Here is a 12,656-nt window from a genome sequence, read left to right as displayed (position 1 = left end):
CCCGCGTCAACGCTTTCGACGCAAGGACTGCCCTGCCGACCGAGAGGGCTTGAGAATTCGCTGGCGCTCGTCGGATGGCGCGGTCGTCGAGAACCGGAGCGGAGCGGACCCATGTCCGTGAGCACCGGGCGCGCAGACGGCCGTGTCAGCCGGCCGCGCCAGTAGAATTCGCAAGCGCTCTCAGGCGGCGCTGGATTCGAGGAACCAGAGCGCCTTGTCGAGCGCCCGCGAATAGCCGGTGAAGATGTCGGCCGTGTCGGCGTCGCCCGCCTCGTCCGCCGCGTCGATCGCCGCCCGGACCGACTTGGCCGCTTCGGCATAGCGCTCGATCAGCTCGGCGAGATGGTCCTTCACCGCGACGATATCGGTCGGATAGGTCTTGAGCTTGCTCGCGCCGGCAACGATCTGCACCGTGCCGAGCGCGATGCCGCCGAGCTGCGCCACCCGCTCCGCCACCGTGTCGACATGGGTGTCGAGCTCGTCGCGGAAGCCGTCGAGCATCTCGTGGATGGCGATGAAGCCAGGGCCCTTCAGGTTCCAGTGCGCCTGCTTGGTGATGAGCGCGAGATCGATACCGTCGGCAAGACGGGCGTTGAGCAGCTCGATCATTGCCGTCCTGGTGTTGGATTTCAGGTCGTTGCGGGACTTGAGCTTGGCCATGGGGAACCTCGCGCCTCGTGGAAGGCGACCATATCAATAAAGTGGGCAATTCGGCGACCGCCGGAAACGGAACCTCGGCCACGCTTCGACGGTTGGGTGGGGATCACAAAGGAGCCGAGCGATGACCCACAAGACCGACCAGGACAGGACCTGGGAGCTGATCGAGGAGATCGGCCTGTGCATGCTCGTCAGCCATGACGGCAATGACGACCAGCTTCGCGCCCGCCCGATGAGCGCCCATCCCCGCCGCGACGAGGATGCGATCTACTTCCTCACCGATCTGCGCAATCACAAGGACGACGAGATCGAGATCAACGAGAACGTCTGCCTCTGCTTCGGCGACAACGGCTCGTACAAATATGTCTCGGTCACCGGCACGGCCAACCTGCTCGACGACCGCAACCGGGTTGCCGAGCTGTGGTCGATCGCAGCGCGCGCCTTCTGGGACAGCAAGGACGATCCGAACATCCGGATTCTCAAAGTGCGCCCCGCTTTGGCGGAGTTCTGGGACAGCCCCGGCAAGATCGTGACCTCGGTCAAGATGGCGGCCGCAGCCATCACCGGCTCGCGGCCGGAGCTCGGCAATAATCGCAAGGTCCTGCTCTGAAATCGGGAGAGAGACGATGAGACTTCTTGTCCACCTCGTCGGCGCCTGGGTCGCCTCGGAAGCGGCCTCCGGCCGCTATCCCCGGCCCTTGTCGCTCGGCATGCAGCTTCTGGTCTCGCGCCTCGGGCCGCAGACCGCGCTGATGGCGCTCGCCGGTTATGCGATCCAGAGCCTGAATGAAGGCGGCGCGTTCAGGCAAACCCGGACGCAAGCTCGCCGGCGGCGCAGCTAGAACCCGTCCCGATCAGCTTGATCCAGTCTGATCGGATCTGGCTCCTGACCTCAGCGTCGCCCGCCGCGGGCGACGCGCTCGATCTCGGCCCTGACCAGCCGCTCGACCATGGTCGGCAGGTTGTCGTCGAGCCAGGTCTTGAGCATCGGCTTCAGCATGTCCTTGACCAGGTCTTCGAGCGTGCGCGCATTGTTGCTGAGCACGGTGTTGGCAAGCGCGCCGAAAGCGCTGTGCACAACGGCGCCGGCCTGGTCGGAAATCAGCGCCGCCATGTCCATCGGCGCAGGTTGCGGCTGAACCGGAGGCGGCACGAAGGCGACAGGCTGCGGCGGCTCGGGCTCAGGCTCCGGTTGCACCGAGGCTTGCGGCTCGACGAAGTCGACATCGTCAGCTGATGCCTCGACGGGCGCAGCCGGCGCCTCCTCGATGCGTTTGGCCTCGGCGCCGAGATCGAGCACGTCGTCTTCGATGGGTTCCGGTTCGGGTTCCGGTTCAGGCTGCGGAGCGAGTGCCACCGGTTCCGGTGCAGGCTCCGGCGGCGGCTCGGCAGGCTTCTCGTCATCGGCGATGATCCGCCGAATGGAAGCGAGAATCTCCTCCATCGAGGGTTCGCTGGCCTTGGGCTGCGCGCTCATGCTGATTCCGGTCACTCGACTCAAGGAGCGCCCATGGAATCAGCGCGCCCTGCGTCATGAGTATTTCACTGAGAAACCAGCAGGCAAGCTAGCCTCGGGGCCACCCACAGGAGAAATCCGGAGTGTTGCGCCGGCGCGTCTACGCGCCGGCCAGAGTGCCTGTTCAGCGCCCGTCCGGCGTCTGGGTGCCCCAGAGCAGGCCCTTGACCTGATCATAGTGCTTGCGGGCGTCGTAGCGCTCGGCCTTGAGCTTCAGCGTGTCGGACGAAAGCCGCCCCGTCGCCGACAGCACGGCATAGGACGCGACGACGCGGTCGCGCTGCGCCGTCACCAGCGTCGAACGGGCGATCACCAGTTCCTGCTGGGCATTGAGCACATCGAGGGTGGTGCGCTGGCCGACCTTGGCCTCCTCGCGGACGCCGGCGAGCGCCGTCTCGGCGGCCTGGACCTGAGCCTGCGCCGCGGTGATCTGAGCCTTGGCGGCCTCGTGACCGCCCCAGGCCGACACCACCGCAGCGCGCACGGTGTCGCGCGAGGTGTCGACCTCGATCCGGCGCTGACCTGCCGTCTCCTTGGCCTGCCGCGTGCGCGAGTAGACCTGTCCGCCCTCATAGAGCGGGATCGTCAGGGTCGCGACCGCGCTGGCCGAGGTACGGTTGTCGCCGAAGAACTGGTTGTCGTAGCGCTGCTGGACGGTGCCGCGCACGCCGAGCACCGGATAGAGATCCGCCTCGGTGACCTTGACCTGCAACTCCGCCGCATCGACGCCGTGCAGCGCCGCGATGATGGCCGGATGCGCAGTCAACGCGGCGTTGAGCGCCGCCGGCAGGGATTTCGGCAGCAGGTTCTCGACCGGCCGGCCAGGAGCGAGCTGCTTCGGCTCGGTGCCGATGTTCTGGCGGAAGCGGGCGATCGAGGTCTTGAGGTTCGATTCGGCCAGGATCGCCTGCGATTGGGCCTGCGAGAGGCGTGCCTCGGCCTGCGCGACGTCGGTACGGGTCACCTCGCCGACCTGAAATCGATCCTTCGTCTGGCGCAGCTGCTCCTCCAGCACCTCGACGTTGTTGCGGTTCAGGTTGAGGATCGCCGTGTCGCGCAAGACGTTCATATAGGAGGTGGCGGCGTCGAGCAGGACGTTCTGCTCGGTGTTTTGCAAGGTCGCGCGGGCGCCGAGCACCTGCGATTCGGCCTGGCTGACGGAGCTGCGGGTCTTGCCGCCATCGAAGATGTTCTGATCGACCTGGACGCCGCCGCCGCGCGGGTTGAGGCGCGTGGTGCTGCGGTTATGCGGACTGCCGCCGCCCTGCGCGTTGAACGGGGTATCGCTGTCGGTGATGCTGGCGCCGATATCGGCAGAGGCCGTGACGCGCGGGCGATAGCCCGACAGCGCCTGCGGTACGTTCTCATTGGTGGCGCGCACCGCGGCGCGCTGTGCATTCAGCGTCGGATTGGCGGAATAGGCGCGCGCCAGCGCCGCGTCCATCGTCTGCGCCAGCGCCGGCGAGCCGGCCAGGGCTCCCAGCATGCCGGCGATCGCCAGACGGCTCGCGGTCTTCTTCAAAGTCGGTCGCGTTATGATCACTGGACGCCTCTTGTGCGGACTCTAGTCACGCCCAGGCATCGCCCCAGCCTCGGCACTCGGTCTAAAAGCATAAGCTTTGCAGCTCGCCTCGCCAATGTCGCGAGAGGAACTGGCCGCTTTTCATTTCTGCAGTGCCGCAAAAATGCGACACTCCCGCCGGTGATTAGTACCGACGGACTACCCATTCTGGGGAAAACCGCCCTGAAGAGCGATCCGACTCACAGGGCAAACACCTCCACCTTGCGGAATTCGCGCAGTACGGGAGCCGCCGCGTCGAAGACCGGCCGCCCCGAAAACGATTCGCCTACCTTGCGATAGAGCACGACGCGCGCCGAACGGCCCAGCCCCTCGACCACGATCAGGCGTCCGCCCTGGCGGACATGGCGGAACAGCGGCTCGGGTTGAACCTCGCAGGCGCCGCTGACCAGCACGGCATCGAACTGCCGGTGCTCCGGCAGGCTCGCGACCAGTTCAGCGGCCGCAACACCCGGCTGGGCGAAGGCGGCACGCGCCAGCGCCAGCGCAGCCTCGTCCGGCTCGAGCAACGTCGTCTTGGCCCCCATCGCCGCCATCAGCGCGGCGCCATAGCCGGAACCGCCGCCATATTCGAGAGCCTCTTCGCCCGGCTGCAGATCCAGGATCTGGATCATGCGCGCGCTCACCATCGGCGCCGGCAGGGCCCGGCTCGTACCCGGCAGCGGCTCCTGGCGGTCGAGATAGGCCAGATGCGCAAGCTCGCCCGGCAGGAAAGCCTCGCGCGGCACCGCGTCGGCCGCGGCGAGCACGGCGCGATCGGTCACGTCATAGGTGCGCAACTGGCAATCGACCATCACGCGCCGCAGTTCGGCGAAGCTGCTCATGCTCAAATCTCCAAAGGAAGGCGCCCCGGCGGGCGCCTCGACCCCTGCCCGCGGGTTTTGGGCGAGGCGACGCCAAAAGGCAAGCCGTCGTGGTGGGCACGGGTGCTGGTGGCGCCATGATCCATCTTTCGGCGCATGCCGACCTTGGAGAAGGCCCGGTGCGGCACACATTAAGAACGAGCGCCGCCGCCCCAACGAGAACGATTGGGCAAGCCGCGCGTTTCGCTGGAACAGCAGCGACCGAGGCGAGATGCACTTTCCATCAGGAAGACATGAGCTGAGGGCCGCCTTCAAGCGGATCGAGGCCGAGTTGCCTCCCCGTTTCGCCCGGGCGATGCGCTGGCTCCGGCATCGCGATTCGCGCCTGGTCCGGATTCCCGCCGGGCTCGCTCTCATCTTCGGCGGCGTGTTCTCGTTCCTGCCGATTCTGGGCGTGTGGATGCTCCCGCTCGGATTGATGCTGCTCGCGGCCGATATTCCACCGCTGCGGCGGCCGATGGCGCGCTTCGCGACCTGGTGCCTCGGCCTGCTGGAACGCTTCAGGCGTAGGCGCTCGGATTGAACGGTCGGCCTGTGCCCGGCGCGAGGACGTCGTCCCCGAGGGACAACCCGCCGAAAATCACCGAAACATCAGTGCAGGAAGAAGGTGGAGGCCTCGCCCGGAATCGAACCGGGGTGCAAGGATTTGCAGTCCTCTGCGTAACCACTCCGCCACGAGGCCATCCCGGAGCGCCGCCCAAAGCGCGCTCCTCGGCGGGCGTATAACCACATGCCGCAGCGCGCCGCAACCGAAACTCTCTCGGCAATGTGAATTGACGCTGGGGCAGACCGGGCGCCCACGATTTTCTCCGCCTTGATGCCAGCAAAAGGCTTGCACCCGGCCGGCGGCGTCGCTATACGCCGCCCACCGATCCCGGATAGCTCAGCGGTAGAGCAATCGACTGTTAATCGATTGGTCGCAGGTTCGAATCCTGCTCCGGGAGCCAGCATTTTCGAGGGCTTGAGCGACAAACGCTTAGGCCCTTTTTGCTAGCCGCGGACGGATTGGTGCAGCGGAGGCGCGACAGACGGCGATGCGGCTCTTCGGGCTCGAACTTTCCCTGCGTCGCTGGGCCGCCCTGATCGGTTGGAGCGCGGTCGCCATCGTCATCGTCGCGACCCTGTCCCCGATCGGCGCTCGCCCGCATATCGCGCATCTGGGACCGCAGATCGAACGCTTCGCCGCCTATCTGGTCGCTGCGGCGGCTCTCGCCACAGCCTATCCGGCACGCAAGGGCGTGATTCTCCTGTGCATCGTCGCCGGCGCCGCCGGGCTCGAGCTCGCCCAGCATTTCGAGGCGAGCCGGCATGCCCGCGCGCTGGATGCGCTGGTCAAGATCATGGGCGGCCTGACCGGGATTGCCGTCGTGGCGCTGTGCGAGCGGCTTTGGCCGAAGCGCGTCGCCGCTCCGGTGATGGTGCGGCGCCAGGACTGAGCGGCCTGCCCGCCGCTTCTCCTCTGCCCCGTTATGCTGCCGGCTGCACGCTGGCGAAGGCCTCTGCGATGCGCTGCGGCGCCGTCGGGCGCGCATACATGCGTTCGAGATAGCGCTGGAGTCGCGGGAAGCCGTCGAGCAGCCCGTCTTCGTTCGCCCAATCCATCAGGTAGGCGGTGACGCAATCTGCCGCCCCCATCCGGTCGCCGACGATGAAGTCGCGCCCCGCCATATGGGCCTCCAGCACCGCCGCCATGCGCCTGAACTCCTCGCTGGCGAGCGTGATGTCCTGCGGCAGCCGCTTCTCCTCCGGATAGAGGAAGCTGTGCTTGGTGATGCGCCAGAGCGGCTGCTCCAATTCGGTCATCGCGAACAGGATCCAGCGATAGGCTTGCGCCCGCTCGTCGAGATCGTCCGGCAGCAGGCGTTTCTCCGGGAATTTCTCGGCCAGATAGAGGATGATCGCCGCCGATTCCGGCAGGACATTGTCGCCGTCGACCAGCACCGGCAGCTTGCCGGCGGGATTGAGCTTCAGGAATTCCGGCGTCTGCGCCTCGCCGCCAAGCAGGTCGACATGGACATAGTCGAACGGAACGCCGAGCTCCTTCAGGCCCCAAAGCGCCCGCAAAGTGCGGGTGGGCCCAAATCCGTAGAGCTTCATCATCGTCTCCTCCCATACATACCAATTGGTTTGTATTGATACCCCTCCGGCTGACAGCCTGTGTCAGCAATCTCTGCCGTGACCTGCCGCAGCGCCATGATCGCGCCACCATCGCACCTAGCTTGACCCGTCCCGAACGGCGCCGCGATCAATCGCAGCTGGCGCCCGCCCCTGGAGAACCGATGCGATGCTCGCCCGTTCCGCATTCGTGACGCCGCTGCTGTTGATTCTCGCCGCACCCGCCCTCGCCCAGACCGCAACGACGACGGCAGCTCCCGAGCCAGCTGCAGCAAGCAAGGCTCCCGACGCCTGCCGGTTGCTGCCGCAGGCCGATCTGGAAGCGCTCTTCCCCAGCCGTCCCATCACAGCGAAGGGCCCGACGCTGAGCCCGATCAGCCGTGGCCCGCAATATGCCGAGAGCTGCATGTATTCGGTGAAGCTGCCGAGCCCGACCTCGAAGATGGACCATGCCCGCTTCGCCTCGGTCACGGTGATCCGCTGGGACGGTGTCGCCAAGGGACGCGAGACCCCGGCCCAGGCCTTCGCCTCGATCAAGGCGACGCGCGAGAAGGTCGCCGGCGATCCGAAGATCACCCTCAAGCTCGAGCCGCTCGCCGGCATCGGCGACGAAGCCTTCCAGGAGACCAATTCGTCCAGCATCGTGATCCGCGCCCGCAAGGACGATCTGATCTACGCCGTCTCGCTCGATCTCTATTCCGAGCAGACCGCGCCGAACGCGCTCGCTCTGGCGAAGCAGGCGGCGGCACGCTGGCAGGGCGGAACCGGCATGGTCGACGCACCGACCAAAGTCGCTGCCAACAGCGCCGTGACAGTGCCGCAGGACACCCGCCCCTCCTCCGTCGCGCCTGCCGAGCAATGGCCCGACGCCTGCGCCCTGCTGACGCCGGCCGAGGTCAAGGCCGCCTTCCCAGACATGATAGTGAGCGACCCGCGCAAGCTGATGGGCAAGATCACCCATGAGAGCCGCGAAAACCGGCAGGAGGCCCTGCCGAATCCGATCGGCTGCCAGTTCGACGCCAAGCGCACGGTCGAAAAGGACGGCAAGCGCACGGTCGAACTCAACCAGATCCAGGTCAGCGTCCGTAACGTCGCCGCCAGCGAGGATCTGTCGAAGCGCTGGTTCCAGAGCGCGATCAAGGTCTCGGAGGCCAAGACACCGGTCGCGGGCCTCGGCGACGAGGCGGCGCTCGACATCATGAACCGCATCCATATCCGCAAAGGTCTGACCACGGTCGATGTCCGCGTCTCCGGCGGCGAGCGCGATCAGTCGCTGCACGATCAGGCCAAGGCGCGCGTCGGCGAGCTGGCGAAGATCGTCGCGGGGCGGCTGAAATAGCGTGCGGTCGCGGCGCCGCTGCTGATAGGGAGAGCCCGATCAGCAGAAGGCACCGATTCATGACTGCGCGTTTCACCGAGACCCTTCGCCAGGCCAGCCAGCCGGCCTGGTCGCAGTGCGTCGGCCACCGTTTCGTCCGCGAACTGCTCGATGGCTCGGTCTCCGACGCGGTCATGGTCCGCTATCTGGTCCAGGACCATCGCTTCATCGACAGCTTCCTGACCCTGCTCGGCGCCGCGCTCGCCGGCGCCGACAGCTTCGAGGCCCGCATCCGCTTCGGCCGCTTCATCGGCATGGTCAGCGGCGAGGAGAACACCTATTTCCTGCGTTCCTTCGCGGCGCTCGGCGTCAGCGAGCAGGAGCGCATCGAGCGCCCCGACAGCAAGCCCACCGCCGGCTTCAAGGCAATCATGCGCGAAGCCGCCGCAACGCGCTCCTATGCCGCCGCCCTCTCCGTGCTGGTCGTGGCCGAATGGCTCTATCTCGACTGGGCGCAGACTGCGTCCCAGCCTCTGCCGGCGAACTTCGTCCATGCCGAATGGGTCACGCTGCACGACAATCCCGATTTCCGGGATTTCGTCGGCTTCCTGCGGGCCGAGCTCGACCGCGTCGGACCAGGCGAGGCTGAGACCAGCCAGGACTTCTTCCTGCGCACCGTCGCGCTGGAGAAGGCCTTCTTCGACTCGGCTTATGACGGCGAAGCCTGATCGACCCCGTCTCGCCTGAGGCAGACGTGACAGGCGCGAGCCGCTCTGCCACAAGGGCTTACGAGAGACGGGGGCGTTCGCCGCAAGGTGAGCTGAGAAGCACCCTTCGAACCTGAACCAGATCATGCTGGCGGAGGGAGTCGCTCGGGGCAGCCTCGTCAGTGCTTATCCCCGTGCCCGCCTTCCACCGGAAAGGCGAGCCTTGACGACGCAGGACGCGACAGAGCGGAGCCTAGCTTCCGGCGCAAAGCCCATGATGGCCGCGCTCGCTCCGGCGCTGCGCACCATCCTCGTCCTGCTGCTGGCTTGGCAGGGCGCGATCTGGCTGTTCGGGCCGCCGCGCTACATCCTGCCTTCGCCGCTCGAGGTCGCCGCCGCCTTCCAACGCCAGCCCGCCTTTCTTGCCAGCCACAGCCTGACCACCATGGCCGAGATGGCGCTCGGCTTCGTGCTCGGCTCAGCGTTCGGCGCGCTGACGGCGCTCGCCATCGTGGCGCTGCCGCGGCTCGGGCGCCTGCTCTGGCCGGTGCTGCTGGTGCTGCAGTCCTTCCCGGTCTTCGTCATCGCGCCGCTTTTGGTCGTCTGGTTCGGCTTCGGCATGGGCTCGAAAGTGATCATGGCGACGATCATCATCTTCTTTCCCGTAGCCTCCGCCTTCACCGATGGCCTGCGCCGAACCGACCCCGAACTCATCGACGCCACCGCGCTGACGACAGCAACGCATTGGCAGACGCTGCGCTATGTCCGCCTGCCCTTGGCCATGCCCAGCCTGCTCTCAGGCCTGCGGGTCGCGGCACCGCTGGCGCCGCTCGGCGCCGTGATCGGCGAATGGGTCGGCTCCTCGGCCGGGCTCGGCTTCGTCATGGTCCAGGCCAATGCCCGCATGCAGACCGACACGGTCTTCGCCGCGATGACCGTGCTCGCCGTGCTCAGCCTCGTCCTGCGCCATCTCGTCGACACGCTCGGCCCGCACCTCATTCCCTGGGCGAGCGAGCAATGACGCTGCCCCGCTTCAAGCCGATCACGCAGAAGGATTTCGCCCGATGACCCTCCGCGCCCTCACCAGACGCGCCCTCCTCGCCACCGGCATCGCTTTGGCCGCCGGCCTCGCCAGCCCGGTCCGCGCCGCCGACAAGCTGACCGTGATGCTCGAATGGTTCGTCAACCCGGACCATGCGCCGCTCGTCGTCGCGCAGCAGCTCGGCCTGTTCAGGGAGGCCGGGCTCGAGGTCACGATGGTACCGCCCTCCGACCCATCCGCCGTGCCGCGCCTGGTCGCAGCCGGGCAGGCCGATATCGGCATCCACTACCAGCCCAATCTCTATCTCGATCACGCCGCCGGCATCCCGATCGTCCGCGTCGGCACCTTGGTCGAGACGCCGCTCAACAGCGTCATCGTCAAGGCCGACGGGCCGATCAAGTCCCTCGCCGACCTCAAGGGCAAGACGGTCGGCTATGCCGTCTCGGGCACCGAGACCACCCTGCTCGGCCAGATGCTGGCCAAGGCCGGCCTCAAGCTCGACGACGTCAAGCTGGTCAACGTCAACTTCGCGCTCTCGGCCGCGCTGATCGGCGGCAAGGTCGATGCCACCATCGGCGGCTACCGCAATTTCGAGCTGACGCAGCTGAAGCTCGAAGGCCATCCCGGCACGGCCTTCTATCCCGAAGAGCACGGCGTTCCCGCCTATGACGAACTGATCCTGATCACCCGCCGTGATGCCCTCGCCGACAACCGCCTGCCGCGCTTCCTCGATGCGATCGAGAAGGCGGCGCTCTATCTGACCAACCACCCGCAGGAGGCCTGGAAGCTCTTCATCGCCGCCCACCCCAATCTCGACGACGCCCTCAACCGCCAAGCCTGGACCGACACCCTGCCGCGCTTCGCCAAGCGCCCGCGCGCCCTCGACCAGCGCCGCTATGAGCGCTTCGGCGCCTTCCTCGTCGAGCGCGGCCTGATCACCAAGGCCCCGGCGCTCGCCGAGATCGCGGGCGAGGTGAAATAACGGGCGGGTCGCGGCGGCAGGCCCATCTGCCGTCGCGAGCCACCCCGCGCCCACATCAGAGCGGCCCTGTGCGTGCCGCTCTGGGTTCGGCGCCTATCGCGATGCTATGAGCCGGCTTCGCGGCCATAAGGCGGGCCCTCGCCCGCCATCGCAGCTGCGCCCGGCGAAATCACCCGCATGAACGTCAGCAAGCCGATCGCCTCCACCCGCCGCGCCGACCTGCCGGTGCTGTTCGCGCTCAGCGCGACGCATCTGCTCAACGACATGATCCAGTCGCTGATCCCGGCGATCTATCCGATCATCAAGACGGCCTACGCGCTGGATTTCGGCCAGATCGGCCTGATCACGCTGACCTTTCAAATCACCGCCTCGCTGCTGCAGCCGCTCGTCGGCCACTACACCGACAAGAACCCGATGCCCTATTCGATGGTCGTCGGCATGGGCTGCACGCTGACCGGGCTGATCGGCCTCGCCTATGCCGGCAGCTATCCGCTGCTGCTGTTGGCTGCGGCCTGCGTCGGGCTCGGTTCCTCGATCTTCCATCCCGAGGCGACCCGCATGGCCCGCAACGCCTCGGGTGGCCAGCAAGGGTTGGCGCAAGGCATCTTCCAGGTCGGTGGCCAGAGCGGCGGCGCGCTCGGCCCCTTGCTCGCCGCCTTCATCATCGTGCCGCGCGGCCAGACCAGCGTCGCCTGGTTCTCGGCCGCGGCCCTGCTCGCCATGATCCTGATGGTCTGGACGGCGCGCCGCTATGCCGAGCTGAGCAAGGCAGCTGCGGCCGCCCCGAAACCCGTGAAGGTCGCGGCTGCCGCGCCCGCGGCCCCCACCCATTCCAAGGGCCAGATCGCCTTCGCGATCACCATCCTGGTGATCCTGCTGTTCTCGAAGAACGCCTACTCGTCGAGCTTCAGCTCTTATTACACCTTCTATTTGATCGGGAAGTTCGGCGTCTCGGTGCAGGCATCGCAGCTGATGCTGTTCCTGTTCCTCGCCGCCGCTGCGGTCGGGGCGCTCGCCGGCGGCATCATCGGCGACAGGGTCGGCCGCAATCGCATCCTCTGGTTCTCGATCCTCGGCGCCCTGCCCTTCTCGCTGCTGCTGCCCTTCGCCGACCTGTTCTGGACCGGCGTGCTGACGGTGGTGATCAACCTGATCATGGCGAGCTCCTTCGCCGCGATCCTGATCTACGCGATGGAGCTGATGCCGGGCCGGATCGGCCTGATCGGCGGACTGTTCTATGGCCTGTCCTTCGGCCTCGGCGGGCTCGCGGCGGCGATCCTCGGCGAAGTCGCCGACTGGATCGGCATCGAGGCGGTCTACCGCATCTGCGCCTTCCTGCCGGCAATCGGCCTGCTCGCCTGGTTCCTACCGAAGGTCGAGCACCGGCGGGGATAGAATTCGCTACCGCCGCCAGCAGGACCGAGGTCGGGCCACTCAATCGGGGCAAGCCAGCGTTGCGGCACATTGCGTGCCACACGAACAACAACAGGACGTGAGTTTCAATGATCTACGAAATGCGCGTGTATCGCTGCCTGCCTGGCCGGCTTCCGGCTTTGCTCGACCGCTTTGACAAGGCCACGCTGAAGCTGTGGGACAAGCACGGCATCCGGCAAGCCGGCTTCTTCACCACGTTGATCGGGGAGTCCAATCAGGACCTGACCTATTTCCTGGCCTGGGAATCGCTCGCCGAGCGCGAGACGAAATGGACGGCGTTCGCGACCGATCCGGAGTGGACCGAGGTGCGCATCAAGAGTGAAGCGGACGGCCAGATCGTTGCCAACATCGTCAGCCAGATTCTGGCGCCGACGGCCTTCTCCGCGGTCAAGTAAGCCTGGACAGACGCTTGCCTATGCCAAAACAAAAGCAGCAAGGGCGAC

The 12,656-nt window shown here is 66.7% G+C and carries 15 protein-coding genes, 2 tRNA genes and 1 riboswitch; of the genes, 11 read left to right on the top strand and 6 right to left on the bottom strand.

The genetic code is table 11. The features are described from left to right. Positions 1-180: 180 nt before the first annotated feature. On the bottom strand, positions 181-660 hold the full coding sequence (gene dps, locus BLM15_RS03535; protein WP_126110427.1) for a DNA starvation/stationary phase protection protein Dps: 480 nt from the start codon (positions 658-660) through the stop codon (positions 181-183). Between the two features lie 121 nt (positions 661-781). On the opposite strand from dps, the gene BLM15_RS03530 reads away from it, so the two are divergent. Together BLM15_RS03530 and BLM15_RS03525 are read left to right on the top strand one after the other, a co-directional pair. Continuing rightward, on the top strand, positions 782-1,267 hold the full coding sequence (locus BLM15_RS03530; RefSeq protein ID WP_126110426.1) for a pyridoxamine 5'-phosphate oxidase family protein: 486 nt from the start codon (positions 782-784) through the stop codon (positions 1,265-1,267). Between the two features lie 16 nt (positions 1,268-1,283). Next, on the top strand, positions 1,284-1,499 hold the full coding sequence (locus BLM15_RS03525; RefSeq protein ID WP_126110424.1) for a hypothetical protein: 216 nt from the start codon (positions 1,284-1,286) through the stop codon (positions 1,497-1,499). A 50-nt stretch (positions 1,500-1,549) separates the two neighbouring features. Here the strand turns inward: BLM15_RS03525 and BLM15_RS03520 are convergent, their stop codons facing one another. From BLM15_RS03520 to BLM15_RS03510, 3 genes are all read right to left on the bottom strand, one after another. Next, positions 1,550-2,134, bottom strand: coding sequence for a PopZ family protein (locus tag BLM15_RS03520; RefSeq protein ID WP_236846525.1), 585 nt, complete (start codon positions 2,132-2,134; stop codon positions 1,550-1,552). A gap of 163 nt (positions 2,135-2,297) precedes the next feature. Continuing rightward, positions 2,298-3,716: a TolC family outer membrane protein gene (locus BLM15_RS03515; protein WP_236846523.1), complete on the bottom strand. Its 1,419-nt coding sequence runs from the start codon at positions 3,714-3,716 to the stop codon at positions 2,298-2,300. A gap of 218 nt (positions 3,717-3,934) precedes the next feature. Beyond that, the gene (locus tag BLM15_RS03510) at positions 3,935-4,576 is read right to left on the bottom strand and encodes a protein-L-isoaspartate O-methyltransferase family protein (RefSeq protein WP_164547389.1); all 642 of its coding nucleotides are present in this window, start codon (positions 4,574-4,576) and stop codon (positions 3,935-3,937) included. 250 nt (positions 4,577-4,826) lie between these two features. Between BLM15_RS03510 and BLM15_RS03505 the strand changes: the two genes are divergently transcribed. Continuing rightward, on the top strand, positions 4,827-5,138 hold the full coding sequence (locus BLM15_RS03505) for a hypothetical protein (RefSeq protein ID WP_126110420.1): 312 nt from the start codon (positions 4,827-4,829) through the stop codon (positions 5,136-5,138). 85 nt (positions 5,139-5,223) lie between these two features. On the opposite strand, the gene BLM15_RS03500 is transcribed toward BLM15_RS03505, so the two are convergent. Beyond that, positions 5,224-5,297 (bottom strand) — tRNA-Cys (locus BLM15_RS03500). A 190-nt stretch (positions 5,298-5,487) separates the two neighbouring features. On the opposite strand from BLM15_RS03500, the gene BLM15_RS03495 reads away from it, so the two are divergent. Both BLM15_RS03495 and BLM15_RS03490 read left to right on the top strand, forming a co-directional pair. Beyond that, positions 5,488-5,562, top strand: a tRNA-Asn gene (locus BLM15_RS03495). 87 nt (positions 5,563-5,649) lie between these two features. Further along, positions 5,650-6,051 carry a VanZ family protein gene (locus BLM15_RS03490; protein WP_126110418.1) on the top strand — a complete coding sequence of 134 codons (402 nt, stop codon included), beginning with the start codon at positions 5,650-5,652 and terminating at the stop codon, positions 6,049-6,051. A 31-nt stretch (positions 6,052-6,082) separates the two neighbouring features. On the opposite strand, the gene BLM15_RS03485 is transcribed toward BLM15_RS03490, so the two are convergent. Continuing rightward, complete coding sequence (locus tag BLM15_RS03485; protein ID WP_126110416.1) at positions 6,083-6,715, bottom strand: glutathione S-transferase family protein; 633 nt, start codon at positions 6,713-6,715, stop codon at positions 6,083-6,085. Positions 6,716-6,899: 184 nt separating this feature from the next. Between BLM15_RS03485 and BLM15_RS03480 the strand changes: the two genes are divergently transcribed. The 6 genes from BLM15_RS03480 to BLM15_RS03455 all read left to right on the top strand — a co-directional run bounded on the left by BLM15_RS03480 (position 6,900) and on the right by BLM15_RS03455 (position 12,608). Continuing rightward, positions 6,900-8,069 (top strand): hypothetical protein, encoded by a 1,170-nt coding sequence (locus BLM15_RS03480; protein WP_126110414.1) that lies wholly within the window; start codon positions 6,900-6,902, stop codon positions 8,067-8,069. 59 nt (positions 8,070-8,128) lie between these two features. Beyond that, the gene (locus tag BLM15_RS03475; RefSeq protein ID WP_126110412.1) at positions 8,129-8,776 is read left to right on the top strand and encodes a TenA family protein; all 648 of its coding nucleotides are present in this window, start codon (positions 8,129-8,131) and stop codon (positions 8,774-8,776) included. A gap of 59 nt (positions 8,777-8,835) precedes the next feature. After that, positions 8,836-8,932: riboswitch (TPP riboswitch) on the top strand. A 100-nt stretch (positions 8,933-9,032) separates the two neighbouring features. Further along, positions 9,033-9,776, top strand: a complete 744-nt coding sequence (locus tag BLM15_RS03470; protein WP_126116044.1) for an ABC transporter permease — start codon at positions 9,033-9,035, stop codon at positions 9,774-9,776. 43 nt (positions 9,777-9,819) lie between these two features. After that, entirely contained in the window at positions 9,820-10,779 is a 960-nt protein-coding gene (locus BLM15_RS03465; protein ID WP_126110410.1) for an ABC transporter substrate-binding protein, read from the top strand. Between the two features lie 177 nt (positions 10,780-10,956). Further along, positions 10,957-12,174, top strand: coding sequence for an MFS transporter (locus tag BLM15_RS03460; RefSeq protein WP_126110408.1), 1,218 nt, complete (start codon positions 10,957-10,959; stop codon positions 12,172-12,174). A 107-nt stretch (positions 12,175-12,281) separates the two neighbouring features. Continuing rightward, positions 12,282-12,608, top strand: a complete 327-nt coding sequence (locus BLM15_RS03455) for an NIPSNAP family protein (RefSeq protein ID WP_126110406.1) — start codon at positions 12,282-12,284, stop codon at positions 12,606-12,608. Positions 12,609-12,656 lie beyond the last annotated feature (48 nt).

Origin of the sequence: Bosea sp. Tri-49 (assembly GCF_003952665.1) — a bacterium.
In the GTDB taxonomy this organism is placed as follows: Bacteria; Pseudomonadota; Alphaproteobacteria; order Rhizobiales; family Beijerinckiaceae; genus Allobosea.
The sequence above is the reverse complement of the archived record's forward strand: the minus strand, read 5'-3'. Positions and strand labels throughout refer to the sequence as shown.

Coding starts and splice junctions, on each gene's coding strand:
- dps (WP_126110427.1), bottom strand. CDS start 660: ATGGCCAAGCTCAAGTCCCGCAACGACCTGAAATCCAACACCAGGACG.
- BLM15_RS03530 (WP_126110426.1), top strand. CDS start 782: ATGACCCACAAGACCGACCAGGACAGGACCTGGGAGCTGATCGAGGAG.
- BLM15_RS03525 (WP_126110424.1), top strand. CDS start 1,284: ATGAGACTTCTTGTCCACCTCGTCGGCGCCTGGGTCGCCTCGGAAGCG.
- BLM15_RS03520 (WP_236846525.1), bottom strand. CDS start 2,134: ATGAGCGCGCAGCCCAAGGCCAGCGAACCCTCGATGGAGGAGATTCTC.
- BLM15_RS03510 (WP_164547389.1), bottom strand. CDS start 4,576: ATGAGCAGCTTCGCCGAACTGCGGCGCGTGATGGTCGATTGCCAGTTG.
- BLM15_RS03505 (WP_126110420.1), top strand. CDS start 4,827: ATGCACTTTCCATCAGGAAGACATGAGCTGAGGGCCGCCTTCAAGCGG.
- BLM15_RS03490 (WP_126110418.1), top strand. CDS start 5,650: ATGCGGCTCTTCGGGCTCGAACTTTCCCTGCGTCGCTGGGCCGCCCTG.
- BLM15_RS03485 (WP_126110416.1), bottom strand. CDS start 6,715: ATGATGAAGCTCTACGGATTTGGGCCCACCCGCACTTTGCGGGCGCTT.
- BLM15_RS03480 (WP_126110414.1), top strand. CDS start 6,900: ATGCTCGCCCGTTCCGCATTCGTGACGCCGCTGCTGTTGATTCTCGCC.
- BLM15_RS03475 (WP_126110412.1), top strand. CDS start 8,129: ATGACTGCGCGTTTCACCGAGACCCTTCGCCAGGCCAGCCAGCCGGCC.
- BLM15_RS03470 (WP_126116044.1), top strand. CDS start 9,033: ATGGCCGCGCTCGCTCCGGCGCTGCGCACCATCCTCGTCCTGCTGCTG.
- BLM15_RS03465 (WP_126110410.1), top strand. CDS start 9,820: ATGACCCTCCGCGCCCTCACCAGACGCGCCCTCCTCGCCACCGGCATC.
- BLM15_RS03460 (WP_126110408.1), top strand. CDS start 10,957: ATGAACGTCAGCAAGCCGATCGCCTCCACCCGCCGCGCCGACCTGCCG.
- BLM15_RS03455 (WP_126110406.1), top strand. CDS start 12,282: ATGATCTACGAAATGCGCGTGTATCGCTGCCTGCCTGGCCGGCTTCCG.